General features: G+C 57.5%; 25 protein-coding genes and 1 pseudogene. 16 read left to right on the forward strand and 10 right to left on the reverse strand.

The features are described from left to right. Window positions 1-308: 308 nt before the first annotated feature. Complete coding sequence (locus AC1DUY_RS04715; RefSeq protein ID WP_478112591.1) at window positions 309-1,184, reverse strand: dihydrodipicolinate synthase family protein; 876 nt, start codon at window positions 1,182-1,184, stop codon at window positions 309-311. 212 nt (window positions 1,185-1,396) lie between these two features. Here AC1DUY_RS04715 and AC1DUY_RS04720 point away from each other — a divergent pair, with 212 nt between their 5' ends. From AC1DUY_RS04720 to AC1DUY_RS04740, 5 genes are all read left to right on the forward strand, one after another. Then, the gene (locus tag AC1DUY_RS04720) at window positions 1,397-2,293 is read left to right on the forward strand and encodes a LysR family transcriptional regulator (protein WP_478112593.1); all 897 of its coding nucleotides are present in this window, start codon (window positions 1,397-1,399) and stop codon (window positions 2,291-2,293) included. 92 nt (window positions 2,294-2,385) lie between these two features. Continuing rightward, window positions 2,386-3,888, forward strand: a complete 1,503-nt coding sequence (locus AC1DUY_RS04725) for an aldehyde dehydrogenase family protein (protein ID WP_478112595.1) — start codon at window positions 2,386-2,388, stop codon at window positions 3,886-3,888. Window positions 3,889-4,045: 157 nt separating this feature from the next. Further along, the gene (locus tag AC1DUY_RS04730) at window positions 4,046-4,258 is read left to right on the forward strand and encodes a ferredoxin family protein (RefSeq protein WP_478112597.1); all 213 of its coding nucleotides are present in this window, start codon (window positions 4,046-4,048) and stop codon (window positions 4,256-4,258) included. 1 nt (window position 4,259) lies between these two features. Further along, entirely contained in the window at window positions 4,260-5,666 is a 1,407-nt protein-coding gene (locus tag AC1DUY_RS04735) for an FAD-dependent oxidoreductase (protein WP_478112599.1), read from the forward strand. A 17-nt stretch (window positions 5,667-5,683) separates the two neighbouring features. Continuing rightward, window positions 5,684-7,864: a molybdopterin-containing oxidoreductase family protein gene (locus tag AC1DUY_RS04740; RefSeq protein ID WP_478112601.1), complete on the forward strand. Its 2,181-nt coding sequence runs from the start codon at window positions 5,684-5,686 to the stop codon at window positions 7,862-7,864. Window positions 7,865-8,214: 350 nt separating this feature from the next. On the opposite strand, the gene AC1DUY_RS04745 is transcribed toward AC1DUY_RS04740, so the two are convergent. Both AC1DUY_RS04745 and AC1DUY_RS04750 read right to left on the reverse strand, forming a co-directional pair. Further along, on the reverse strand, window positions 8,215-8,694 hold the full coding sequence (locus AC1DUY_RS04745) for a MarR family winged helix-turn-helix transcriptional regulator (protein WP_478112603.1): 480 nt from the start codon (window positions 8,692-8,694) through the stop codon (window positions 8,215-8,217). Between the two features lie 23 nt (window positions 8,695-8,717). Next, complete coding sequence (locus AC1DUY_RS04750) at window positions 8,718-9,053, reverse strand: winged helix-turn-helix transcriptional regulator (protein WP_478112605.1); 336 nt, start codon at window positions 9,051-9,053, stop codon at window positions 8,718-8,720. A gap of 458 nt (window positions 9,054-9,511) precedes the next feature. Here AC1DUY_RS04750 and AC1DUY_RS04755 point away from each other — a divergent pair, with 458 nt between their 5' ends. Beyond that, window positions 9,512-9,787: a hypothetical protein gene (locus AC1DUY_RS04755; protein ID WP_478112607.1), complete on the forward strand. Its 276-nt coding sequence runs from the start codon at window positions 9,512-9,514 to the stop codon at window positions 9,785-9,787. A gap of 238 nt (window positions 9,788-10,025) precedes the next feature. On the opposite strand, the gene AC1DUY_RS04760 is transcribed toward AC1DUY_RS04755, so the two are convergent. Then, on the reverse strand, window positions 10,026-10,994 hold the full coding sequence (locus AC1DUY_RS04760) for a Bug family tripartite tricarboxylate transporter substrate binding protein (protein ID WP_478112609.1): 969 nt from the start codon (window positions 10,992-10,994) through the stop codon (window positions 10,026-10,028). Between the two features lie 170 nt (window positions 10,995-11,164). Here AC1DUY_RS04760 and AC1DUY_RS04765 point away from each other — a divergent pair, with 170 nt between their 5' ends. Continuing rightward, a complete protein-coding gene (locus AC1DUY_RS04765; protein ID WP_478112611.1) occupies window positions 11,165-11,494 on the forward strand; it encodes a cupin domain-containing protein in 330 nt (109 codons plus the stop codon). A gap of 124 nt (window positions 11,495-11,618) precedes the next feature. Here AC1DUY_RS04765 and AC1DUY_RS04770 read toward each other — a convergent pair whose 3' ends face one another. The 3 genes from AC1DUY_RS04770 to AC1DUY_RS04780 form a co-directional block, all read right to left on the reverse strand. Continuing rightward, the gene (locus AC1DUY_RS04770) at window positions 11,619-12,011 is read right to left on the reverse strand and encodes a tautomerase family protein (RefSeq protein WP_478112613.1); all 393 of its coding nucleotides are present in this window, start codon (window positions 12,009-12,011) and stop codon (window positions 11,619-11,621) included. Between the two features lie 192 nt (window positions 12,012-12,203). Further along, window positions 12,204-13,556: an MFS transporter gene (locus AC1DUY_RS04775; protein ID WP_478112615.1), complete on the reverse strand. Its 1,353-nt coding sequence runs from the start codon at window positions 13,554-13,556 to the stop codon at window positions 12,204-12,206. 75 nt (window positions 13,557-13,631) lie between these two features. Then, a complete protein-coding gene (locus AC1DUY_RS04780) occupies window positions 13,632-14,660 on the reverse strand; it encodes an NAD(P)H-dependent flavin oxidoreductase (RefSeq protein WP_478112617.1) in 1,029 nt (342 codons plus the stop codon). A gap of 134 nt (window positions 14,661-14,794) precedes the next feature. Between AC1DUY_RS04780 and AC1DUY_RS04785 the strand changes: the two genes are divergently transcribed. From AC1DUY_RS04785 to AC1DUY_RS04795, 3 genes and pseudogenes are all read left to right on the forward strand, one after another. Continuing rightward, window positions 14,795-15,727 carry a LysR family transcriptional regulator gene (locus AC1DUY_RS04785; protein ID WP_478112619.1) on the forward strand — a complete coding sequence of 311 codons (933 nt, stop codon included), beginning with the start codon at window positions 14,795-14,797 and terminating at the stop codon, window positions 15,725-15,727. A gap of 183 nt (window positions 15,728-15,910) precedes the next feature. After that, window positions 15,911-16,521, forward strand: a pseudogene (locus tag AC1DUY_RS04790) (glutathione S-transferase family protein). 12 nt (window positions 16,522-16,533) lie between these two features. Continuing rightward, window positions 16,534-17,520: a flavin-nucleotide-binding protein gene (locus tag AC1DUY_RS04795; RefSeq protein WP_478112621.1), complete on the forward strand. Its 987-nt coding sequence runs from the start codon at window positions 16,534-16,536 to the stop codon at window positions 17,518-17,520. A gap of 106 nt (window positions 17,521-17,626) precedes the next feature. On the opposite strand, the gene AC1DUY_RS04800 is transcribed toward AC1DUY_RS04795, so the two are convergent. The 3 genes from AC1DUY_RS04800 to madL are packed head-to-tail and all read right to left on the reverse strand — an operon-like array spanning window position 17,627 to window position 19,531. Further along, the gene (locus AC1DUY_RS04800) at window positions 17,627-18,313 is read right to left on the reverse strand and encodes a GntR family transcriptional regulator (protein WP_478112623.1); all 687 of its coding nucleotides are present in this window, start codon (window positions 18,311-18,313) and stop codon (window positions 17,627-17,629) included. Window positions 18,314-18,322: 9 nt separating this feature from the next. Beyond that, complete coding sequence (madM, locus tag AC1DUY_RS04805) at window positions 18,323-19,087, reverse strand: malonate transporter subunit MadM (protein ID WP_478112625.1); 765 nt, start codon at window positions 19,085-19,087, stop codon at window positions 18,323-18,325. Between the two features lie 9 nt (window positions 19,088-19,096). Continuing rightward, window positions 19,097-19,531, reverse strand: a complete 435-nt coding sequence (gene madL, locus AC1DUY_RS04810) for a malonate transporter subunit MadL (protein WP_478112627.1) — start codon at window positions 19,529-19,531, stop codon at window positions 19,097-19,099. A 185-nt stretch (window positions 19,532-19,716) separates the two neighbouring features. On the opposite strand from madL, the gene mdcA reads away from it, so the two are divergent. From mdcA to mdcB, 6 genes are read left to right on the forward strand one after another with little or no spacing between them, the layout of a single operon-like run. After that, window positions 19,717-21,363, forward strand: coding sequence for a malonate decarboxylase subunit alpha (mdcA, locus tag AC1DUY_RS04815; RefSeq protein ID WP_478112628.1), 1,647 nt, complete (start codon window positions 19,717-19,719; stop codon window positions 21,361-21,363). Window positions 21,364-21,376: 13 nt separating this feature from the next. Next, window positions 21,377-21,691, forward strand: a complete 315-nt coding sequence (gene mdcC, locus AC1DUY_RS04820) for a malonate decarboxylase acyl carrier protein (protein ID WP_478112630.1) — start codon at window positions 21,377-21,379, stop codon at window positions 21,689-21,691. Then, entirely contained in the window at window positions 21,691-22,629 is a 939-nt protein-coding gene (locus AC1DUY_RS04825) for a biotin-independent malonate decarboxylase subunit beta (RefSeq protein WP_478112632.1), read from the forward strand. The genes mdcC and AC1DUY_RS04825 overlap by 1 nt, the downstream gene beginning before the upstream one ends. Next, window positions 22,616-23,341, forward strand: a complete 726-nt coding sequence (mdcE, locus tag AC1DUY_RS04830) for a biotin-independent malonate decarboxylase subunit gamma (protein WP_478112634.1) — start codon at window positions 22,616-22,618, stop codon at window positions 23,339-23,341. The genes AC1DUY_RS04825 and mdcE overlap by 14 nt, the downstream gene beginning before the upstream one ends. Next, window positions 23,316-23,996 carry a malonate decarboxylase holo-[acyl-carrier-protein] synthase gene (gene mdcG / locus AC1DUY_RS04835; protein ID WP_478112636.1) on the forward strand — a complete coding sequence of 227 codons (681 nt, stop codon included), beginning with the start codon at window positions 23,316-23,318 and terminating at the stop codon, window positions 23,994-23,996. Before mdcE ends, mdcG begins: the two co-directional genes overlap by 26 nt. Then, window positions 23,993-24,991, forward strand: coding sequence for a triphosphoribosyl-dephospho-CoA synthase MdcB (gene mdcB / locus AC1DUY_RS04840; RefSeq protein WP_478112638.1), 999 nt, complete (start codon window positions 23,993-23,995; stop codon window positions 24,989-24,991). Before mdcG ends, mdcB begins: the two co-directional genes overlap by 4 nt. Window positions 24,992-25,070 lie beyond the last annotated feature (79 nt).

A 25,070-nucleotide genomic window follows, 5' to 3' on the forward strand; every position in this document is an offset into this window, starting at 1 on the left:
CCTTGCGCAACCACACGCGTAGCGAAGTTGGCTAATTCCGACGATTTCCCAGCCAATGTTTCCTGTAATACGTGAACGTCTGCATGCGTTTAGATGAGCCGCAGCTCATCAGACACTTTCGCGTACTTGGCAGTGTTCGCCTTCTTCATCGGATCGCCGCAACCAGGTTAGCATCCGAATTGCTCAGCAGTGACTATGCGAGACGAACCGCAGCGTTTACAAAAACGATACACCATGGGCGTTCCAGTTGCCTTTTGCGTGGTGGCCTATCGGCCGCGTGCCTTATGTTGCGGCATGCGACGATCCAATCAGCGAACGTTCAGCAGGATCGAATGCAGCTCTCGCGCCTGACTTGCGTTCAATGGCGACTGCGGCTTGACCGGCGCCCCGACGTCGAATCCTTGCATGGCGAGGCCGGCCTTGACGCAGGCAGCAAGGTTAAAGCGCACAAACGCCTCATTCAGACCCCACAACTCGCGTTGCACTCGCATGGCGCCCCTCCAGTCCTCCTTTTGGCAAAGCTCGTAGAGTGAAACACTCATGTGGGGCGCAAGGCATGCCGGTCCCGCCATCCAGCCAAGCCCCCCAATCATCATGACGGCGGCGGGGATATGCGAGGAAGCGGAGAACACACCCAACCTATCTCCACATCTCTCGATGATTGAAAGAAGTCGCCCAGTATTCGTCGAGGCGTCTTTTATATAAGCAATCTGAGGATGCTCAGACAGCCGCGCGATGACGTCCAGCGTCAAGTCGGACCGTTGGAAGGAGGGATTCGTGTAGATCACAACCGGAATGCTCACCGAGTCCGCGATCTCGGTAAAATATCCCTCTACCTGGGATTCGGTCAGCGGAAAGTAAGTTTCGAGCACAGCAAGAATACCGTCGGCGCCCATCTCCTGATATCGGCGAGCCTGTTCAACGGCATCGGCCGTGGCGGTCGAAGAGACACCTGCAATTACCGGCACTCTGCCAGCCGCAGCTTCCAAGGTAGCCTTCACTGCCGCAGAACGTGCGGAAGCAGGTAGATAGGCAAATTCGCCAGTAGATCCGAGTGGGGCCAGCCCGTGCACACCGCAGTTGATAAGATGTTCGCAGAGGAGCAACATTGCTTCAACATTGACTTCGCCGTTATCCCGCAGCGGAGTCACGAGATATGGAAACACGCCTTTGAAACGTTTCATTTGGCTTCTCTCAAAGTTGGCTGACCTGCCTCAAGGTTACGCAGATCGGCCTTTTACATGAGAATGCCTCTGGCCAGGTGTTCGATTCTTCGCAATGCTGCGTCGTAGGATGCTCTCCACGAATGGTCACGAACCCGGCTTAGCGGCCTGCTCCGCCGACGAGGTATTCTTTACGTAACCGGCATGCGCCAACACAGGGAGTGCCATCCAAAGTGATTCAAAGCCAAGCTATACTCTATTTTGCCGAAGTGGTCGGCGTTGGGTCGTTAAGGAAGGCGGCAGAGAACCTATTAATCACTCCTAGCGCAATCAGCAGGCAAATCGCCAACCTTGAAGAAGAGCTAGGTGCGCCACTGTTCAATCGCTCTTCCCGCGGTATGGTGCTGACTGACGCGGGCAGTGCGCTGCTCCGCTATGTGGAAGAGAGCCGTGCGAGCGTCCAAAAACTTCGGTCGACAATTGATGGTTTAGGCAACCTTAGTAGAGGAAGCGTGAGACTAGCAGTCGTTGAGGCGACCACGAGTGAATTTTTACCAAGGCTGCTTGCAGACTTTTCTTATGATCATCCCAACATTCACTTCGACATAATCGTCGCAGGAACGCACGAAATCGCTGACCACGTTTCTGCTGATCGCGCGGATATTGGACTGGCGTTCAACGTATTGGATAGGGACGACTTAAAGCTTCAATCACGCATGTCTCAACCGCTACAGATCGTTTGCCGGGGCGGCCATCCGTTAGCTGACAGAACTGAGATGACAATCGGAGAACTGGGAGAGATGCCGATCGCTCTTCCCGCTCGATCATTTGGCATCCGATATCTTGTAGATCAAGCAGCCTCGCGCGCAAAGATTGTGCTAAATGTGCGGTACGAAGCGGATTCACTTCAGTTGTTAAAGACTATCGTAAGCTCTTCGGATACCGTCACCTTTATGCCCGCACTGACATTTGCCTCTGAACGAGCAGCGGGAACTTTGCACTCGATTCTTCTGTCTGACGTGGCTGCAGAGAGGTCCAGTGTCGACGTCATTACCTCTAGGTATCGAGAGCTTTCGTCGGCTGCCCGCGCGTTTCTGGTCCGCATAAGCGCCGCAATGAAAGCGTCATGACCGTTCGGTTTTCCGCAACGCGGTAGTGACTTCTGAAGTATTCCGCCACGGGGGGCCCTGTCGCACAATAGGTGCGAACGGAGTTCCGACAGATGCCAAAACAGACTTCCACTCTCGCCGCTAACATTGTTGAACGGCGCGCTTCAACAGATTCTATTCGCGCTCCTTACGACGGTGCGGTGATCGGCGAGATGCCGGTATCAAGCTATGACGATATTCAACGCGCTATTCTTAGGTCAGAGAGCGCGTACCGCATCATGCGTAAGCTTCCGCGCTTCGTCCGAGCCGACATCTTGCAGCGAGCCGCTGAGCTATTAAAGCGCGATCAAGAGGAGTTTGTCCACACAATCGCGGCCGAAGCCGGCAAGCCGCTCTACGACGCTCGTGGTGAGGTGTCCCGTGGCGTCTTCAACCTCACAAATGCAGCATGTGAAGCCCGTCGCTTCAGCGGCGAAGAGGTGCCACTAGACGTGGATGCGGCCGTCTTTGAGTATCAAACAACCGACAGCGACGGCCGTGCGGTCGACCTCGTCAAACTCGACAACGACGCGCTAAGCAAGATGCGGCGCAGAATCGGCATCTCGCGCCGTTTTCCGATTGGCCCCATCCTCGCGATCGCACCTTTCAATTTTCCTCTCAACTTGGTTTTGCACAAGGTCGCTCCGGCGCTTGCAGTTGGGAATAGCGTCGTCCTCAAACCCGCCCCCCAGACCCCCCTCACATCGCTGCTGCTCAAGCGGATCTTTGACGAGGCCGGCCTACCCGAAGGCGCCCTCGAAGTATGCCATTGCGCAATTCCCGACGCAGAGGCGATGGTCCGAGATGAGCGTTTCGCAATGGTCTCGTTCACAGGAAGCGCGAAGGTCGGTTGGCACATCAAGAACATCGCAGGAAAGAAAAAGGTTGCCCTCGAACTCGGTGGCAATGGGATGTGCATCGTCGCTGAGGATGCTGACCTCGAACTTGCAGCTCAACGTTGCGTTCGCGGCGGGGTAGTTTACGGCGGACAATACTGCATCGGCGTTCAGCGCATCCTTGTGCACGAGTCGGTCGCGAAGCCGTTCGAACAGAAGCTGTTGGAGAGTGTCCGTGCTTGCCGCGTTGGTAATCCTCTTCATGAAGGCGTTGATGTCGGGCCGGTTATCGACGAACAATCCGCAATTCGTATCCAAAGCTGGATAGACGAAGCGATTGCAGAGGGTGCGCAACTGCTAACGGGTGGGTACCGCGAAAATGCCGTCGTTCAACCAACCGTGTTGGCCAATACGCGCCCTGGCATGAAGGTCGAGGACGAGGAGGTTTTCGGCCCCGTTCTGACGCTCAACAGTTATAAGACCTTTGAGGAAGCGATCGAGCGAGCATCTAATTCCCGCTACGGCCTCCAAGGCGGCATCTTCACGAATGATCTCCGGCGGGCGTTTCAAGCCCTTGAGGATTGGGATGTCGGCGGATTGATGATCAACGACGTCTCCATTTATCGTATCGACAATATGCCATTTGGTGGATGGAAGCAGTCTGGCTTTGGTCGAGAGGGGACACGGTTCGCAATGGAAGAGATGTCCGACATCAAGTTCCTCGTCGTGAACTACGCTTGATGTGAAAAGGGTGGCAGCTTTGGCCGCCACCGGCAACAGACGACGACAACTTGTGGAGTGATCAATGCCAGCTATCGTTACCGATAATTGCAACGCTTGCCGGTTCACCGAATGTGTAGCGGTGTGTCCGGTTGAGTGCTTCCATGCGGACGATGGCATGGTCTACGTCGATCGAGACACCTGCATCGACTGTTGCGCCTGCGTCCCGGCCTGCCCAGTTCAAGCGATTTTTATGGAAGGCGAGTTGCCCGGCGATAAGGCCGAATGGATCTCGATCAACCAACGGAGAGCCGCCGAATGTCCGGTTATCACGGGTAAGCACGAACCGTTGCCGGGCGCCGATAACAGACGATTGGCCCTAGGATTTTGACGTGGTCGATATCGCCTCGCCCACGCTTCGCGTTGCCATCGTGGGCGCAGGCCCCAGCGGGTTCTTCGCTGCCGAATCTCTGTTGAGATCCGCTGCCCATTGCGAAGTCACGATGATCGAGCGCCTTCCTACCCCACACGGGTTAGTGCGAAGTGGCGTGGCTCCAGACCACCCAAAGCTCAAGCAGGCCTCCGCGATCTTTGAAAAGATCGCGAGGATGGACGGGTTTCACTATATCGGCAACGTAGATGTCGGCCGAACAGCCAGCATACAAGATATCCTGCTCACTCACGACGCTGTCATCCTCGCGTATGGCGCATGTGAGGACCAAGGAATGGGTATTCCCGGTGAGCAACTACTAGGCTCGAACGCAGCTAGGGAATTTGTCGGTTGGTACAACGGACACCCAGATTATCGCGATTTGACGTTTGATCTCAGTGGCGAGGTTGCCGTTGTTGTCGGTCAAGGAAATGTGGCTCTGGACGTTGCCAGAATCCTATCTAAGCCCGTAGATACACTTCGCTCAACCGACATAGCGAGCCACGCTATTGAGGTCCTTGCAGAGAGTCGAATCAAAGAAATCTATATCGTTGGCCGCCGCGGCCCTGCGCAAGCCAAGTTTACATCGGCGGAGCTTCGCGAATTTGGGAATATCGTGGCCTGCTGTCCTATTGTGCGACAGTCAGACCTTGCGCTCAATGAAGCAAGCCAAATTGAAGCAAACGACCGACTAGGCCGCACAACCGCAATGAATCTTGAAATTCTGCGCAACTTCGCTTCGCTCACCGACCCGGATGCGAAGAGAAAATGCCATTTCCTTTTCAATTTGGCACCGGTGGCCTTGACAGGCGATACGAGAGTCGATGGCATGACATTTGCGCGGACAGAGCTTTCTGGGGATCCCTTCAGTCAACGAGCCGTAATGACGGATGTTAGATACACTCTATCCTGCCAATTGGTACTTCGCGCCGTTGGGTATCGCGGAAAGCCAATGCACGGCCTCCCTTTTGATATAAGCCTCGGCAAAGTGCCAAATTTAGACGGTCGTGTGATTGATGACCGCGGTAGGCAGCTCCACGGTGTTTACGCAACTGGTTGGATAAAAAGAGGACCCACGGGCATCATCGGCACGAATCGGGCCGATAGCATGGCAACCGTAGAAAAGCTTCTTTCTGACTTTCAGACACTGACGTTTGGTTTGAAGTCTGGCGCTCAGGGCCTGGTTGATATGTTGTCAGCCCGAGCGATTCGGACAACATCATTAGCAGACTGGCATCTTATCGACGCAGCGGAGATCGCCGCCGGTTCGCTTCTTAACAAGCCTCGCGAAAAATTGACGTACGTTCGAGAGATGCTCGATATTTGCCGCGTCCTCACGGCCGATCAATCTCGAACAATGTCGTCTTAAACGCCGGGAGACAATTTATGCCTACTCAAGCAATCCCGAGCACCTGCAAAGAATGCTACATCGGATGCGGCTCGCTCATTCATCTGGAGAATGAGAAGATTGTGCGTGTGTCTGGTAATCCTGCCAGCCCGCACTCAAGGGGTGCGTTCTGCGTGAAAGGGATGAACGCCGCCACCACAGCGCTTGATCACCCGGATCGCATACTATCCCCTTTGAAACGTATCGGCGCACGAGGTGATGGGCATTTTGCCCGTATCACGTGGGACCAGGCATTCGACGAGATCGCGAGGCGTCTGGAAGACGTCGTTAGAAGCTACGGGAGAAAATCGATTGCAGGGGCAGTATCGAACCAGTTCTATGATCGCGGGGTTGCTATGGCTGTCCTGCTACGGAGCTTAGGGTCGCCAAACTACATGATCAACCAAGACCTCTGCCAAGGTTGTCGTTCGACTGCCGGCGTTCTATCTGGCATTCCGGGCCTACCCGGCGAGGAGCTTAAAGTTTCAAAATGCATCCTGTCAGTAGGTAAGAGTCCTTCCGATTCCAATATTGTCGAGTGGATGAATGCGAAGGCAGCTAAGCAAGCAGGTGCGAAGCTCATCGTAATCGATCCGCGTCGATCCACGATAGCTCAACAAGCTGACATATGGCTCGCGCCTAAACCCGGCACCGACGTCGCGCTTGCGCTGGCCATGACCAACGTGATCTTAAGCGAAGATTTGACCGACGCGGACTTCGTAAGCGAATGGACGGTCGGTTTAGATGAACTACGAGAGAGATCCGCTCAGTTTACACCGCAAGTGGCAGCTGAAATAGCGGGTGTAGCAGCTGAGAGCATCGTTGAAGCGGCCCGAATTTTTGCTACGACCCGGCCGGGCTCCCTCCTGATGGGACATGGAATTGATGCACAAGCGAACGGGGTCTACACAGCCCTTGCCTTCAGCAACCTGCTGGCTATTACGGGCAACATCGACAGACCGGGCACGAACCGCATACCGAAGTCAGTACCGGGCTTTCGTGAGTACAACAGCTTCATTCACGATCCGGCGTTTCGTATGCCCGCCGAGCGCGAAGCAGAAATAATCGGCGCCAGCGATTATCCCTTTTGGTCAGGCCCAGACAGCTGGGGACGGGCGTGTCATAATCCGTCCGTCATTCAAGCAATGCTCGCTGGCGAGCCCTATCCCGTTCGCGCTCTTTATGCGAGCGGTGTGAACATTGTATGCACCTATCCGGGTATGCAAGAAACGATAAAGGCGCTGCGCGGTCTTGACCTGTTCATCACATCCAGCGATCAAATGACGCCAACTACCGAATTAGCTGACTACATTCTTCCGAAGACAACGCTACTGGAAGAAGAAGCCGTATTTGTCGAGGGGTCCAGCTTGGCAGCAATGCAAGCCGCAACCCCGGCACGCGGAGAGGCTCGAACTGACGTCGAAATCGCTATTGGACTTCGCGACGCGCTACGCAAGCGCGATTTAATTGAGTTTGAACTCATGCCTTGGAACACGCATCGCGATTTTATTGACTACCAGCTCGCGGAAACCGGTCTAACTTTCGATGACGTCTGTGCTAACGGCTTTATCCCGATTCCGAATACCTACGAATCCTACCAACAAACTGGTTTTAAAACTCCGAGCGGAAAAGTGGAACTTGCGTCAAGCAAATTGCGCGCGGCCGGCTACGATCCACTACCTAGCTACAAAGCACCGAGCTATGCGCAAGTTGATCCTCAATTCGATTTGATACTTATGACCGGCATTCGCACAATGGCCCTTCATCATTCTCGTTTCCGAAACCATCCCTGGTCTCGCAGAGTTGCCAATGCGCCCGAGCTTCGTATTAATCCCGAGGCCGCTACGAAGCGTGGTCTCGAAAATGGCGACTGGGCTTGGATCGAAACACCCAAGGGTATTGCCCGCGTTTGTTTGAAGGTTCGCATCACTGACGAAGTCTCCAATGGCATGGTCGCCACCGGAATGGGTTGGTGGTATCCTGAGCTAGACGGCCCGGACCACGGCGCGCTGATTTTCAATGTTGAAGCGGCGATTCCGTATGGGCCATACTGGGATCCAATCTCTGGCTCGTCGGAATCTCGCAACTGTGCTTGCAAAGTTTCGAAAGCAGACCTTGCCGATGTCCCAATCATCAACGGCGACAATCGGAAACGGAATGTTCGGCCAGCTATAGTTTAGGATTTTTCAAGCAACTGTTGAGCGCTAGACCATGCTTGACAATGAGTTGACATGGGACATTTGCAGGGATCGGTTGGCTGGAGCGCTTCCCTCGAGCGAATGAAGAAGATGCCGACGATGCAGCGAGCAGCACTATACCGGTCTGCCCCACTACTTCAAGGCAGTGGCCGCAGCCCAATCGGAGGACGGTCCGACGGTGGCGCCGAAGATGAAGGAAATGCCAGTCGATCGTCGCAGGTGTAGGTGGCCTGTGCGGATCGAGTGACCTGCCTGACTTATGTGGTGAACCTTAGATTTACCTGACTAGAGCGAGTTACCAGGTGGCCCATAGCCTGAAGAGCAACTACCAGCTACTCCCCGATGCCTGCCAAGGCGATCGCTTTCGTAAGCCGGCTCTGAATCCGGTCTAAATACTCTTCCAAGTTCTTAAGGGACTGCTTGTCCAGCGGCTGCTCGATGAACGACTGAATTCTGTCGCGAGTCACCATAGCCGGCTTCATTCGCTGCCGGCCCTCCAAACTCAGTGACAGAATAGACAATCGTCGGTCGTTTGGCGCCGAACTTCGTACTATCAGTCTTTCTCGCTCCAGCACCTTGGATTGAGCAGATATGAATGATGGGTCAACATTCATATGCGCGGCGAGATCCTTCACCGGAGCGCCACCGCCATCATTTAAGGTCTCCAATAGCGTCAGTATTGACCATTGAGGCCCACGGACCCCGATCTGCTTTCCAAGAATGTCTCCCAGCTGCGAGATGCCCGCGTATATCGCGATGAAATTCCATAGAATCCGATTGTGTTTAGAAAGACTTTGCAAAGTGTCGTCCATTGCCTTGATCCCGCTCACCATCGCTAGAGATTCAGCGTACATAAGCTGAAAGTTGGCGTGTCCGTCAACGCGGCGTCGTGTGATAGCATTTTACAACGTAACTGCGGGAGCGCAGTGCTCCTGCACCAAGTAGAGTGCATCTCGGCCAAAACATAACTGCCCCCCGAATTGAGCGTCGCATCAACGCTTTGTTCGCGCCTCGTTGATCTCAGGCATGCTGATCTCGATCCAATCGGCCAGGTTAGCGTTCTTTCACTGACACCTTCGATCGCACGACGCAACTCGCCGAACCGATGGGTGCCGCGCTTCAAAACTATAGCGGCCAACACGCCCCATCGGCTGGTGAGATTCTCTAACACCGAGCGCGAGGGGGCAGGCTGATGACAGCACGTTCCCGCGCTCGCGCGATGAACGTGCTAGACGCGATAAAGGTTCTGCTTTCTTGTCCATACTTACTTCCGTGTGCGTACTTCTCAATAGCAAACTGCTTATTGTCGCGATATGCAAACGAGGAGAGTCACGATGCATATCGGATTAACTGGAGCCAGCGGGCAACTCGGCCAGCTCGCTGTTGCAGAACTCAAAGAGCGGATCGGCGCAAAGCAGATCATCGCACTGGTGCGGTCACCGTAGAAGATGTCGGACGCGCGTGTCCAGGTTCGAGCTTTCGACTATGAGAACAAGGATGCGTTGGCGCCCGCCATCTCGTCGGTCGGCGCGGGCAGGCCCGTGCATCACAGCAATGTCATCGAAGCCGCCAAGGCCGCGGGCGTGTGCACATCCTCTATACCAGCGTTCTGCACACCGACACATCGTCATGGCCCTGGTTAACGACCACAAGATCACCGAAGCCGAGCTCAAAGAGGCGGGTATACCGACCACGGTCATGCGGAATAGCGTTTATTCCGATATCTACATTCCGGTGATCGTCAGGGCGCTGAAGAAGGGGGCTTACGTCGGCAGCGTCGGCGAAGGCCGCCCGGCGTCCGCCTCTCGCGCCGATCCGGCAGAAGCGCTCTCGATCGTCGCTACTTCGGAACCTTCGCAGGGTATAAGGTGCTTGAGCTGGCCGGCGACGATGCCTGGACGATGAAAGATCTGGCGGCCGAAACGTCGCTCCAGGTCGGAAAGTCGATCCCTTACCGCGACCTTTCTACAGAGGAACAGTTCGCCGAACTCGTCTCGCAAGGGATGCTGGAAGACCGCGCTAAGAAGCTCGTCTCGACAATAACCAGTGCCCTAGTCTCAGAGAGATAAGTTTACCTTACTGCCGGAGGAGACACCGGCAGTTATCGTATGTCACTTCAGCTGGAGTGAAGATAGGTCCGTGCTCACTCAACTCTCAGGTTTGCATCCTTGATCACTTTCGCCCACTTCGGAATCTCCGTTTCGATTCGCGCCTTAAATTGCTCCGGAGTGTCACCGACAGCGTCGAAGCCGAGTTGAGCCATCCTTGACTGGACCTCAGGATCATTCATTGCGGCGACGATCTCCTTTTGCAGAACGTCGATAATCGCTTTCGGCGTATGCGCTGGCGCCAAAAAGCCTTGCATTGTATCGGACTCCAGCCCCGTAAGTCCCTGCTCAACGAGCGTCGGCACGTTGGGCAACGCTGGCGAGCGACGCGTCGTCGTAACGGCGAGCGCTCGCAGCTTCCCGTCGAGGACCTGCCCGACTGCCGGCGTCATGACGGTGAATCCGATTAGCGTATGCCCACCCACAACGGACTGAATCGCTGGACCTGAGCCACTGAACGGGATGTGGACGAGATCCAGCCCTTGCGACGCTTTCAACACCTCCRCRGTCAGATGAGGCGCGGTGCCGGCTCCGCTGGATGCAAAACTGTACTTTCCGGGATTGGCTTTCACATACGCGATCATCTCGTTGACAGTGGTTGCAGGAAACGACGGATGAACAACAAGTATGTTAGGCGTCAAAGCAGCGAGAGTGATTGGTTCGAAATCCTTGATGGGGTCGAACGACACCCGCGCATACAAACTAGGATTGGCGACAAAACTGGAGGAAGCCACCAGCAACGTGTGACCGTCCGGCTTCGCGCGGGCGACAGCGGCCATTCCAATATTGCCACCCGCACCGGCCTGGTTCTCGATATAAAATTGCTGGCCCAGCTTTGCGCTGATCTTTTGCGCCAGCAGCCGAGCAAAAACGTCAGTCGGCCCCCCCGGTCCGAACGGCACGACGATTTTCACTGGGCGAACCGGATACCGCATCTCTTCAGCCGTCGCAGCTCCGCACAGCAAAGCGGCCAATAAAATCGACATTGACTTCAGAAACATCATTGTTCCTCCCCATAGCTGAAAGCGAAAATGATGACGGAACGTTGCAACGATACAAATACGAAATTCTGCACGGCTCCTTGCAAGAATTTGGAGACCGCCGATGCATCAAACATTGACGTGCCATGGCAGCAGGATGATGATCGAATTGGAAACGAGAAGGTTGGATCATTATGGCAGTTGCGGGACCAAACTCGAACTACACCGTCAACGATATCGAAACGATCGTGAAAGGAGCCGATGTTGTTGTTCGTTTATTCACACTCAAACCCGGCGACCGCATCCCTTGGCACTACCATTCAGAGAGCATCGATCATTATTTCGTCCTTGAGGGCACCGTCTCGATCGACACGCGTGGCGCAGATGGACGCATATCGCTGGGTCTCGGTGAGCGATACAGGGTCGAGCCCGGCGAGGAACATTCGGTGGCGAATACGAACGATACCGTTACACGGTTCATCCTTGTGCAGGGTGTGGGGAAGTACGATTGGCTGAAAGCTTGATTTTTCCCAGCGTTAATCGGCAGCCGCATGATGAAGCTCAAGCCGGCCATCTGACACGATTCCGCGAAATGTCGTGTGCAAGATTCGCCTTTAACACGCCGGTTCCGGCCCTCGACGCCCGCTTCTAAGCAAGTTCGCCGGTCAAGAACTGCGCGCGGCCGAGTCCAAACGACCAATCCGCGTCGCCGTTCTCAACAAACGACACAATGACATCGGAGCCATCGAGATCACAGGCGTCTTTCAGCTTTTGGCATAGCAAGGCATAGAAGGCGGTTTTCTGATCATCCGGGCGCTTTCTGGAAGTTACTTCCACCAGGAGCACGTTCTTGGTGCGACGGATATTGAGGCCGGTGTCCAGGAGGCACATTCTGCCAGCTTGATATTCCGATACGATCTGGTAGCGATCCCCTTCCGGCACGCCAAACGAGCTGACCACTGCGGCGTGGGCTGCATCCAGCAGGTTGGTTAGTTCAGCATCCGTTCGACCTTCGATCATGTTGAAACGAAGCAATGGCATCAGCGTTCCTTTGAGCGGTGTCTATGAGCAGTTCGAGTGGATATTTACGTCCCGGACAGAGAAATTCTGACCTTCGCTGTTCCGAAGGTAAGGTCTCTGTCCGGTGAGTTCATTATTTGTGACGCCGACCTCGAAGCCGGATCGAATGGAGAGCATGTCATCCGAAGACAACACGGTCAGTTCCCGACCGCTTTATTCGGCGAGACCGACCGACGTAGCTTTTTCAGGTAGGGACGCCTTCGAACGCCTAGGATCGAACGCTAGGTTAACGACTGCAGTGATCGTGGCTACGGCGATCGGGTAAGCAAGGCCGGCGTAGATATTTCCTGTCGCAGCCGCCAAGGAGAGGCTTATGAGCGGCATCAAACCGCCGAATACGCCTGTGCCGATGTGATAGGGAAGCGATAGTGACGTGTAGCGCAGTTGGGGAGGAAACATCTCAACCAGAAATGCGGCATTGGGACCGTAGACCATCGCGACAAAAACCAATTGGGCGACGATGAGTCCTGTGACCAGAACGAAGTTCTGCGCTGCGACGGCGCTGGTTATCGCCATGTAGATCGGCAAGTACAAGAGCGCCGCAAGAAATAAGCCAGTCACCATTAGCTTCTTGCGTCCAATGCGGTCGGACAGTGCGCCACAGACTACGATCATCGGAGTTCCGATCACTAGAGCGACTGCAAGGCAAATATTGGCCGTCAGAAAATCAACCTTCAATACGCCCTGGAGGAAATAAAGGACGTAGAATTGCCCGGTGTACCAGACGCACCCCAGCCCAGCGGTTGCGCCGAATAGCGCGTAGACAACAAAACCGAGGTTCTTTTTGTCGCCGAAACTCTCCTTAACGGGCGAGCGCGCTAAGCTGCCTTCTTCGCGCATTCTCTGAAACACAGGCGATTCGCTGAGTTTCAGTCTCAAGTAGATCGAAAGAAAGACGAGCAGAGATGATAGCAAGAACGGAATGCGCCAGCCCCATTCCTTGAAAGCGGCATCGCCAAGAGAAAGGCGACACGCAAGGACAACCACGATCGCCACGAAGAAGCCGACGGTTGCCGTGGTCTGGATGAAGCTGGTAAAAAAGCCGCGCCTGTTGGGCGGCGCATGTTCCGCAACATAGATCGCGGCGCCACCATATTCTCCGCCGATGGCGAGACCTTGAATGAGGCGAAGCAGGACGAGGGTCACGGGCGCGAAATAACCCGCCGTCTGGAAGGTCGGCAGCAATCCGATCAGTGCCGTCGATACGCCCATTAGAACGAGAGTCAAAAGAAAGGTGTGCTTGCGGCCGAGACGATCACCCAGGCTGCCAAACAAGATCGCGCCCAGAGGCCGGACCAGGAAGCCGGTCGCGAATGTTGCGACACTAATCAAAACGGCCGCGGTGGGCTCGTTCGCGGGATAAAACAAAGTTGAAAAGAAGATGGCTAGGCTGCCGTAAAGATAGAAGTCGTACCATTCGATGATCGTGCCAGCACTCGATGCCAGAACCACCGTCCAGATTCCTGGATCGTCGCTGGTGCTGGCTTGGCCTACATCGCTTCCCATATCGTGGACTCCATTGGCTGCTGGTTGTGGATCTTGTTGATCGTGAATGCGATATGTTTGGGCGAACGCGCCGCGCTACTTCACCCGGCGCAGCGGCACGTTACCGGTCCTGATCAGCTCGCTGCTGGCAGACAGTCGGCTGATCGCTTGGGCGACGACGCTGTCGATGAGTTCTCGCGCGGTCGGCAGATCACGGATCAGCCCAATCGCTTCGCCTACAGTAACGTTGGCTGTGTCGTGGTCACCCGAGACTGAGGCAGCCTCGACCTTCTGCAGTTGATCGGCCTGAATCTTGCCAAGCTCATCCTCGCGGCCGTGCCACTCCTCGATGAACTTGTTGCGCAGCAGCCGTCCCGTATAGGGGAATGGCCAGGCCTTTTGGCGAACGACATCGTACACAGTTGTGCGGATCGTATCGTCACCACTTGCCGCAACGACCTTCGCCTTGGCGTCTTCGTGGATCAGAGCCTCTTGCGTGGCCCAGAAGCGCGTTCCCATCAGCACGCCATCAGCGCCGAGCATCAGCGCGGCAGCAAGCCCGCGACCATCCGCGATACCGCCGGCCGCAACGACCAGCGTCTTCGGCGAGCGCGTGGCACAGAGATCGACAACGTCGGGAACGAACGGCATGGTCGAACGCACCGAAAATCCGTGACCACCGGCTTCCGTGCCCTGCGCGACGATCACGTCCGCGCCGACATCGATGGCGCGCTTGGCATGCTCAATCGTGTGAACCTGGCAGATCAGAGGAATAGCGAGTTTTTTGACGCGCGCGCCGAGCGCTGCAGGATCGCCGAACGAGAGCATCATGGCCGTCGGGCGCTGCGCGAGCGCGCGATCGAATAGCTCGATGTCCGGCGTCACAGACCACGTGATGAAGCCACAGCCAACGCGAGGGTGAGTGACCTTCGCGGATTCTGCCTCGAACCACGCCCGGTCGCCGTATCCGCCACCCAACAGACCGAGTGCGCCGGCCTCGCTGACCGCCGACGCAAGCACGCCTCCCGACGCGGGCGTCATGGGAGCTAGAATGATCGGATGCTGGACCCCGAAGAATTCGGTAAGCCTAGTCGTCAGCCCGGACGTCGCGCGAGAACCTGTCATATCGCCTGCCTCCTTGTTTGGCAGCTCTTCTGACTGCCTAGATCGTTGTCATGATCTGGCTTAAATCTCGCGTTGACTCATTTCAAATGATTAGATCAGATCAATTTCATCTGATTTTGAGATGAGGCGTGGACATGAATAGCGCAGACCTCAAGTTCTTCCGGGCCGTCGCGGACGCGCGCAGCATCTGCGGGGCCGCCGGGATGCTGAACACGGTGCAGTCGAATGTGACCGCCCGCGTCCGCGCGCTGGAGGCGGAACTAGGCGCGCCTCTGTTCCACCGGTCGCGTAAAGGCGTAACGCTCACCCATGTGGGCGATCGTCTGCTCCCCTACGCGATCAAGGTCGGCGAATTGCTGGCACAGGCGCGGCAGGCCGTCACGGATGATGCCGCGCCAAGCGGACAACTGCGAATCGGCTCACTCGAAACAACAGCCGCGCTCAGACTGCCACCGACATTAATCCGCTATGCGCAGAAACATCCATCAGTGGATGTGCATATCGAGACCGGGCCGACCGACGACCTTCTCCGCCGCGTGCTGGAGCGGCTGATCGATGGCGCGTTCGTGTCCGGTCCCGTTGAACATAGCGAACTCGAAACCATACCCGTCGTGGTCGAAGAGCTCGTCATTCTCTCCAGGGCTTCGACGGCGAACTGGCAACAGCTGCGCAGCGAATTCGTCCGGAGCGGCGCGAAAGTGCTAGCCTTCCGCTCGGGCTGTTCGTATCGCAAGCGGATGGAGGAATTTCTAGCGAGGGACGGAATCTTCGATGCTCGCTGGATGGAGATGGGAACGCTCGACGGCATCATCGGCTGCGTCTCCGCCGGGATTGGCATCGCCATGTTGCCTCGCGCCGTGATGCAATCTGCCATCGATGCGGGCCAAGTCAGCGCGCATGCGCTTGCCGATGGCGCCGGGCTCGCCACCACGGTATTCGTCAGGCGCAAGAACGACTATCTGTCTGGGACGTTACGCAGTTTCATCGACAATGCCCGCCCTTGCGCAACCGATTCCGGCGTTCATCTCGATCGGGCGGCAATCCGTATGCAGCCACGCGCGTCCTGACAGTACAGTTTTCCGCGTGTCGTTACGGGACTGAAGACTTCAACGTCACCTCGCCCAGCATCGCTCGATCATTCTTTCGTTTTTTGAAAGACAGTCTTTCTTCAAGAGGGAATTCAAACCGCCTATGGCTTCCGGTAACGCTCTGCCGGAACCTGAATTCTTCATCGGCGGAAAGACATCTCCATGCAGCTCTATCATCGTCCATTGTCCGGGCATTCGCATCGCGTCAGGCTGTTCATGTCGCTTATCGGTCTCGATCCCGAATTGATCGCGGTCGCCCCAGGCGCCAACCGTGAGCCGGACTATCTCAAGATCAATCGGTTCGGACAGGTCCCCGTTCTCATCGATGGCGATGTCACCATTGCGGATTCCAACGCAATCCTGGTTTATCTGGCCAAGAAGCATGGCAAGACCGATTGGTTGCCGGAGGATGCGGCCGGTGCGGCTGCGGTTAGAAATGGCTCTCCGTGGCCGCAAATGAAATCGCGAACGGACCCTGCGCTGCCCGCCTTATCACCATTTTCAAGGCGCCACTCAGCGCCGAGCAGGTGATCCAGAGTGCCCATAAGGTGCTCAAGATCATCGACGACACGCTGATCGGCCGGGACTGGATCGCGCTGGATCGACCTACGATCGCCGACATCGCCCTCTACAGCTACGTCGCGCGTGCACCGGAGGGCAATGTCGATACGTCAAGCTATCCGCAGATCAGGTCATGGCTATCCCGCGTCGAAGCGCTGCCCAACTTTTTTCCCTTTGTCGAGACCGCCGCAGGCCTCAACGCCAAGTCATAATGGGAACGGCCGATGGCGATCGACTTGGCTGCTAGCCCAACGGCAATCCGGGAAACCGATACCCGTCCGTCACCGTGGCATCCCGGAGAAATCACGCTGCAGCAAACGGTGGGCGTCGTGGATCGCATGGACAAACGCGGTCCCCAGGTCATCCGCGACCACCTCACGGCCCAGCAACGCGAGTTCTTCGCCAGCTTGCCTTATATCGTGCTCGGATCCGTCGATCCGGAGGGACAGCCCTGGGCTACGCTGCGGGACGGCGACGTTGGCTTCATGCGCGTGGAGAACGAGCGGCTGCTTCATATCGGCATCGATAGCCGCCCTCTCGATCCCGCACAGTCCGGGATCTCTGACGGATGCGCCATCGGCACGCTTGGCATTCAGCTCGAGACCCGACGGCGCAATCGCGCCAATGGAACGGTGTCGCATATGAGCAGCGATGGTTTCGATATCCAGATCGAGCACAGTTTCGGCAATTGCGCCCAATATATCTGGATGCGCCACCCCCAGCTTGATCCGCCGGCGGAGGTGGCCATCGTAGAGCAAGTGGAGATCTCGGATGCCCTGAATATTGGGCACATAACAACTATACGCGAGGCCGACACCTTCTTCGTCGCTTCCTATGCCGACTGCGACGACGGCACGAAGCAAGTGGACGTATCACATCGCGGCGGTCACGCCGGGTTTTTTGAGGTCTCGCATGGTTGTCTGACGATACCCGACTATGCAGGCAACAAGTTCTTCAACACACTCGGCAATATTATTCTCAACAGCAAGGCCGGACTCACTTTCCCGGATTTTTCCGACGGAACGCTACTACAGATGACTGGCGATGCCGAAGTCATTTTTGGTTCAGAACGAATTGCAAATATTCCCGGCGCCGAACGACTATGGCGGTTCCGTCCTCGCAAAATCGTACGGCGATCAAGCGCCTTTGCTCTCAGATGGACACTGAATGCGGCTGCCGCACCGGCTCTGCCTGAGCGAGCTATTACATAAGCTCGACGAGCAGAGGTCTCTCGTCATCTCATGGTAATCAAAATGACAGGCCACTAAACGGTCCTGCCGCTGCGGACTCGAATCAGAAAACTGTATTCGTGTTGCATCAGCCTGTGCTTGTATGTGCCGCAATATACCGGTCGATCGCGCTCGCTGCATTCAACATGTGCGCGCGCATGCGGCGAGCAGCCTCCTCGCCATCACCTCGTGAGATAGCTTCCATCACGCCCGCATGCTCGTCCCGTGAGCGGACGATTCGGTCATCTTGTCGCAGTTGCGTTCTACGGAAAGCGGTAAGCCTTGTGCGAACGGCAATGGCCTGTTCGGCAAGAAAGCCGTTGTGTGTGGCACGATAGATGCTCTCGTGAAATTCTAAATTGAACGCATCATAGGCATCATAGTCTCCGGCTTCGACCATCGCTTTCGAAGCGTCATGCAGCTTGAGGAGATGACTGCGCTCAAGCGGCGTCATGCGATAGGTCGCGAGACGCACGCACATCGCCTCGATCTCGGCCGATGTCTCGAACATATCCATGATCCGTTCGGCCGTCAGGCGGGTGACGACGACTCCGCGGCGCGGGCGCATCTCGACCAGGCCACTCACCGCGAGTTGACGTAGCGCCTCGCGAACCGGCGTTCGCGAGGCTCCAAACCGCTCGGCGAGATGCTGTTCGTCAAGTGCAGTTCCGGCTGCCAGCAGACCCGCTGCAATTTCGTCGGTAAGGGCATTACGGATACGGTCGGACAGCAACGACCGCTCTTCGCCCGCTTCCTCGTCAATCGCCGTCAACATCGACACGCCTCAGCCCCCCGTGATTCCCCGAACAATCAGATAGAGGATAGAGGGTGCGACCAGACAACCCAAGCCTGTATGAAAAGTGGCAGTGAGCGCTCCGTAGGGCACCAAACGGCGGTCAGTTGCGGCAAGCCCGCCGGAAACGCCGCTGACCGTCCCCATCAGGCCGCCAAACACCATCGCGGAACGCGGATTGTTAAGGCCGATCATCTTGGCGACTAAAGGGGTGCCGATCATCACCAAGACTGCCTTGAACACGCCTGTCGCGATCGACAGGGCAATGACCGTCGAACTGGCACCGAGCGCGGCGCCCGTGACCGGGCCGACAATATAGGTGACAGCCCCCGCGCCGATCGTCGTCAGTGAGACGGCGTCCGTATAACCGAACGCGGCGGCAAGGATCACGCCGAGAATGAAAGGCAGGATCGTCCCCAGCCCCAGCGCGACGGCACCGATCACGCCCGCCTTCCGCGCCTGCACCACGTCGACCTCGAAAGCGGTGGCGACGATTGCGAAATCACGCAGCATCGCGCCTCCCATCAGGCCGATGCCTGCCAACGCCGGCACATCCGCTAATCCCTTTTCACCGTTAGTTACGAGCCCACTCAAAAAGGCGAGCAGAAGACCAAAGACAATCGCGATTGCTGAGCCGTGGATACGCCCAAACGTAAGGTACTTCGAAGCGGCGTGTGAGGCCCACATAATAAGGCCGACCACCGCAAAGGCGACAAGTAGGGCGTTGGCAACGAAGAGGTGCGAGAGCATGTCCATGGTGTTCTCCTAGCTGACGTCGCCGGCGGCAACGCGCGCGGCTTCCTGCGCGATCGCTTCGCGCGCTTCGATTTCATCCATAGTCTCGACCATTTCTCCGAGCCGACTTATGAGAGCCACAGCCAAAAAACAGATTGCGACAGCCCCGGCGCCAGCGAGCAGCACCAGCGGACCGCTTTTCACCGCAGCGACAACATTCTGCTGGGCGGCCATTGCAACGACGATCGGAATGTAAATCGATCCCCAAAACTCGACGCCGAGCCTGAGTCCATGGCTGAAATACCCACGCCGGACCAGCCAAAGGCGCGCGGCAATCAATAGCAGCATAGCGATACCAACACCGCCGACGTTGGCTTTGACACCGAGCAAGGCTCCGAGGAGATCGCCCAGATAGCCCCCAAGCAGAGTGCAAATCGCAAGGAGCGCGACACCGGAAATGGTCATTTTGACCTCCCGTCGCCAGAAAAACGGGAGAGTACAGCCTTGCGTGCGAATAAATACGCCATAGCTCGTTATCCTCCATATTGTATTTTTATCGCCGTTTTTTTATTTGATAAGAATACAATAATCAACTATTAATGCATTTTCGTATACACGACGGGTGCCCCTCACACCGTAGAGACATCGAAATGAAAGACTGGGAAAGCCAGAGAGCGGCCCGGCAGACCCGTATTCAGGCAGGGTCGCGCTACGCACGCGATAAGACGGTTGCGGCCTCGGACCTGCCCGATTTCCTGCAAGCGGTTCTTCGTCCAGGCGACCGAGTCTGTTTGGAGGGTGATAATCAAAAGCAGGCCGATATTCTCGCCGGCGCCCTCGCGGACCTCGATCCGACGAAGATCCACGATCTCCACATGGTGCAATCGGGCGTGGTCCTTCCCGAGCACCTTGATGTGTTCGAGCGCGGCGTGGCGAAGCGACTGGACTACGCTTACTCCGGCCCGCAGTCGGCGCGGATCGCGCGAATGCTTTTTGGCGGACAGATCGAACTCGGCGCAGTTCACACCTATCTGGAACTCTTTGCCCGCTATTTCATCGACCTGACCCCAAACGTCGCGCTGATCGCGGCGGTCAGCGCAGACGCCCAAGGCAATCTCTATACCGGTCCAAACACCGAGGACACACCGACGGTCGTCGAGGCGACCAGCTTCAAGGGGGGCTTGGTGGTTGCGCAAGTGAAGGAGATCGTCGACAGGGTGCCGCGCGTCGATATCCCCGGCGACCAGGTGCATTTCGTGGTGCCGGTAGGCAAGCCCTTCTATGTCGAGCCGCTCTTCACCCGCGATCCCGCGGCCATCACCGAAACTCAGATTCTCACGGCAATGCTCGCAATAAAGGGCCTCTATGCTCCCTATGGCATCCGCCGACTCAATCACGGCATCGGCTTCAACACCGCAGCGATCGAGCTCCTGCTTCCAACCTACGGCGAGAAGCTGGGCCTCAAGAGCAAGATTTGCACCCAATGGGCGCTCAATCCTCATCCTACGCTGATTCCCGCAATCGAAGCGGGCTGGGTTGAACAGGTCCACTGCTTCGGGTCAGAGGTCGGAATGGAGGGGTACATCAGTGCCCGCTCTGATATCTTCTTCACCGGCTCCGACGGCTCACTCCGCTCGAACCGCGCCTTCTGCCAGACGGCCGGGCTCTATGCGTGCGATATGTTTATCGGTTCGACCCTACAGATCGACCTGCAGGGACACAGCTCGACGGTGACGGCAAACCGCATTGCTGGCTTCGGCGGCGCGCCCAACATGGGATCCGACCCACGCGGGCGACGGCATCCGAGCGAACCCTGGCTGAAAGCCGGTGCTGAAGCAGACCCCGGCACGCCGGCGCACCTACGACGCGGCCGCAAGCTTGTGGTTCAGATCGGTGAGACCTTCGGCGACAAGAACGTGCCGCTCTTTGTCGAACGGCTAGATGCATTGACGCTTGCCGAGAAGCTTAATCTCGACCTCGCTCCAGTGATGGTCTACGGCGACGACGTGACCCACATCGTCACGGAAGAAGGAATCGCCAATCTCCTGCTCTGCCGCGACAAGGATGAGCGCGAACAGGCGATCCGCGGGGTGGCAGGCTACACCGAGATCGGCCGTCGGCGGGATACAAAAATGGTCCAACGCCTGCGCGAGCGCGGCGCCATCAGGCGGCCGGAAGACCTTGGCATCGATCCGCTGGATGCGGATCGCAGTCTGCTGGCAGCGCGTTCCATCAAGGACCTCGTCCGATGGTCCGGTGGGCTCTATGCGCCCCCCTCCCAATTCCGCAACTGGTGAGAAGGAAGCAGCGATGGAAACCCTAAGCTATCGCCATAAGGCGCAGCAGCGAGCCCGCGGTTCGAAATCGCTCGCCATTGTTGGCGTGGTTGCCTCTGGAAATCTGGAAGTACTGGCTGAGCGGATATTGCCCGACACGGAATGCGAGGTGGACATCCGCACGGCCGCCGAGGGATTCGGCGCAGTGTGGATGGCCGTTGTCGCCGACTTCGTCGAGCGGCGCTCACCGGGCGGCTTGAAACTCTCCATCAACGATGGCGGCGCACGCCCAGACACAGTCGCTTTACGACTGGCTCAGGCCGTCCGCCTGATCGAGGGAGATGACTGATGAGCGCTTCAAAGATACAGGAATCCGAGACTGCAGATCGTGAGACGACGAGTTGGTACGAAGCCTCCGCACGGCAACGAATTCAATTACTGCTCGATGCCGACAGCTTCCAGGAGTTCATCGGCCCGGAACATCGCGAGGCCAGCCCGCATTTGCAGGTGTTCGATCTTCCCGAGCAATTCGACGATGGCATCATCGTGGGACGCGGCAGGATCGCAGGCGGGCCGGTGTTTCTTGCCGCGCAAGAGGGGCGCTTCATGGGTGGCGCCTTCGGCGAGGTTCACGGCGCCAAGCTCACGGGCCTGCTGCGCGCCGCACGCGACATCACGTCGATCCCGGTCCTCATTCTCTTCGATACTGGCGGCGTCCGCCTGCAGGAAGCTAATGCGGGCGAACTAGCTATTGCCGAAATCATGCGTGCACTGATTGAAGCACGGGTGGCGGGTGTGAAAGTTATCGGTCTGATCGGAGGTCGCGCAGGCTGCTATGGCGGTGGTGGGCTGATTGCGGGTTGCTGCTCGGCACTGGCGGTGTCCGAGCAAGGCCGCATCAGCGTGTCCGGCCCCGAAGTCATCGAGACCAACCGTGGAGTGGAGGAGTTCGACTCCAAGGATCGCGCCTTGGTGTGGCGCACGATGGGTGGCAAACACCGGCGGCTGACCGGCGGTGCCGACGCCTTCGCGGATGACACAATAGAGAGCTTCCGTAACATCGCAGTCCATCTGATTAGCTCCGCACCTGGCTTCGATGAGAATGTATTAAAAGCCGAGCAGGCGCGCCTAGAGGAGCGGCTGCAGCGCTTCGACACCTGCGGCGATGCTGTAGATATCTGGAGGACTTTGGGGATCTCCGAGACCGAAGCTGTGCCCGTAATGGACGCCCCGGAGTTTATCGCCCTCGCGAACCGAAAACAGGAGCCGCGCCATGACGCTCGATGACATCCTCGCTTCGCTGTTTCCGGAAGGCTGTCACGTCACCAACGACCATGGTCTGCTGGTCGGATCAGGGTCGCTGCAAAGCGGCGGTCGGGCGACCGTCGTCGGTGTTGCCGATCGGACTGCGATCGGCGTGGACGAAGCGATCCGGCTTTCGCGCTACGTCTTGAGTGCCATGCAGCAGGTTGATGGTCCCATTTTGGTGCTGGTCGACAGCGACAGCCAGCGGATGAGCAAGCGCGACGAGCTTCTGGGACTGAACGAATTCTTGGCCCACCTCGCGAAATGCCTGATTTACGCCGACGTGCAGGGTCGCCATACGGTGGGCCTGCTCTACGGTCACACCGCCGCGGGTGCATTCATCGCAACTGCACTGGCGACGCGCACGCTCGTGGCGTTGCCAGGCGCGGAACCTGAGGTCATGGATCTGCCGTCCATGTCGAGAGTGACCAAGCTTCCCATCGAAGTCCTTCAACAGAAGGCCAAATCCACCCCGGTTTTCGCGCCGGGCTTGGAAAACCTAGCCCAGACCGGCGCCGTGCTTGCGACCTGGGACGAGAACATTTCCTTAGCCGACCAGTTGGAGGCGTTGCTGGCTGATGCCCAAAACAGCAAGGGTGATCAGCGCGATCGCCTCGGCCAAAGACGCAAAGGACGCCCCAAGGCGGCAGACATCGCGGAGCGCGTGCATGACCTCGCACTTCAATCGCAATGATCGGAAGATACGTCGCCACGATCTGATCGTCGTGTCGCCAGCGGCGTGGAGCTCCCTGCTGCAAACGCGTAATGACCTGAGGGGCGAGCCGCTGGTTGTCGACTGGGCCGATCGGGGCTGGCCACTTGTCGTGCGCCGCGCGACACCCTGCGAGAAAGACGGCTTGGCGCTTGGTTTGCCTCTGCCTCCGTTTGCCGGCAAACGGCGGATCTCCCTCCTCATGCGACTTGAGGATATTATTGCGAAAGCACCACCGCTTGAGCTGCGCGCCGCTATGAGCGCGGCACCTCAACCGTGGCGACACACACTCGACGAATTGGCGAGCTTGGCATCTCGGCGGGGAGTGGAGGCGCGGATATTCGGCAGCTTGGCGTGGCGCGCATTGACGGGGCTGGATTATCTGAGCGCGGGCTCCGATCTCGACTTTCTCTTGCCGCTGCCTTGCGAAAGCGATCTCGCCCGCCTTATCACGGAGCTCGTTGCGATCGAGGCTGCGGCGCCCATGCGGCTGGACGGAGAATTGGTGCGCGAGGATGGCGCGAGCGTGAATTGGCGCGAGCTCCACTCGGGCGAGCGCGAGGTCCTGGTCAAGACAACCGACGGGGTCACGCTGCTGGATACGAGCTACTTCCTCAGCGGCGGGGTTTTGTCATGACAACAGCTCTGGCGCTGCGCTCACACCGTAACCGCCTGACCACCACGAGACCCGCTGGTATTCGTGATGCGGAGGCCGTCGCCGCCACCGCAGTCCAGTGCCTTCTCGTAGAGTTGGAAACCTGGCCCAAGCCCGGACTTGTCAGTCATATCGATACCGGTAGCCATTCGGATATGGATGCCGATACATTCCGCCGCAGCGCCGCCGCGATCGGCCCCTATTTTCAGGCGCTGGCAGAGGCTGGCGCAGAAGGACGCCCCATGGGGCGTCTCAGAACCATCGGTCTTGAAGCCGAAGCCGCCATGTTCGCTGCCACGGCAGGCATCAACACTCATCGGGGAGCGATCTTCGGGTTGGGTTTGCTGTGTGCCGCTGCCGGCGCAGCGATAGGCGAGCGAATCGATCCAGCAGCGTCGCTCGGCACCGCCGTTGCACGGTTATGGGGCCGCGATATTCTAGACGGGCCCGTGCTGTTGCACAGCCATGGCCACAAGGCATACAAACGCTATGGAGCCGGCGGCGCCAGATCGGAGGCGGCCCAAGGCTTCCCGAGTATTTACGAAATCGGCTTGCCAGCGCTCCAGTGTGGCGCCCTGCTCGCCCCCGGCGACGCCGAAGCAGCACGCGCACAAACCTGTTTTGCTCTCATTGCCGTTCTGCAGGACACTAATCTTCTGCACCGCGGAGGCCTGTCCGGTCTCGCCTACGCCCAGTCCGCCGCCGGCCGTTTTCTTGATGACGGCGGCGTGGGCACGCCCGATTGGAGACAGCGGGCCAATATCGTACACCAGTCTTTCGTCGCACGTCGGCTGAGTCCAGGCGGGTCAGCGGATCTTCTCGCCATGAGCCTTTTTGTTCAAGCTTGTGAGACAGAGGTCTCTTCATGCTGCGCACGATCTCGATCATCGCTATGCGCTCGGCGATGCCGCAAGGTGGTTCTGCCCGCTGCTGGAGGAGGCTTCAGTGTGATGACTAGCACTGTGCTCGGCTCGTGATGAGTGGGATCGCTATCGTCGCGCTCTACGTCCGATGAGGCGGTTTCGATGACATTGGCTATTTTGTGCTCCGGTCAGG

The organism is Tardiphaga sp. P4_G1 (assembly GCF_056401215.1).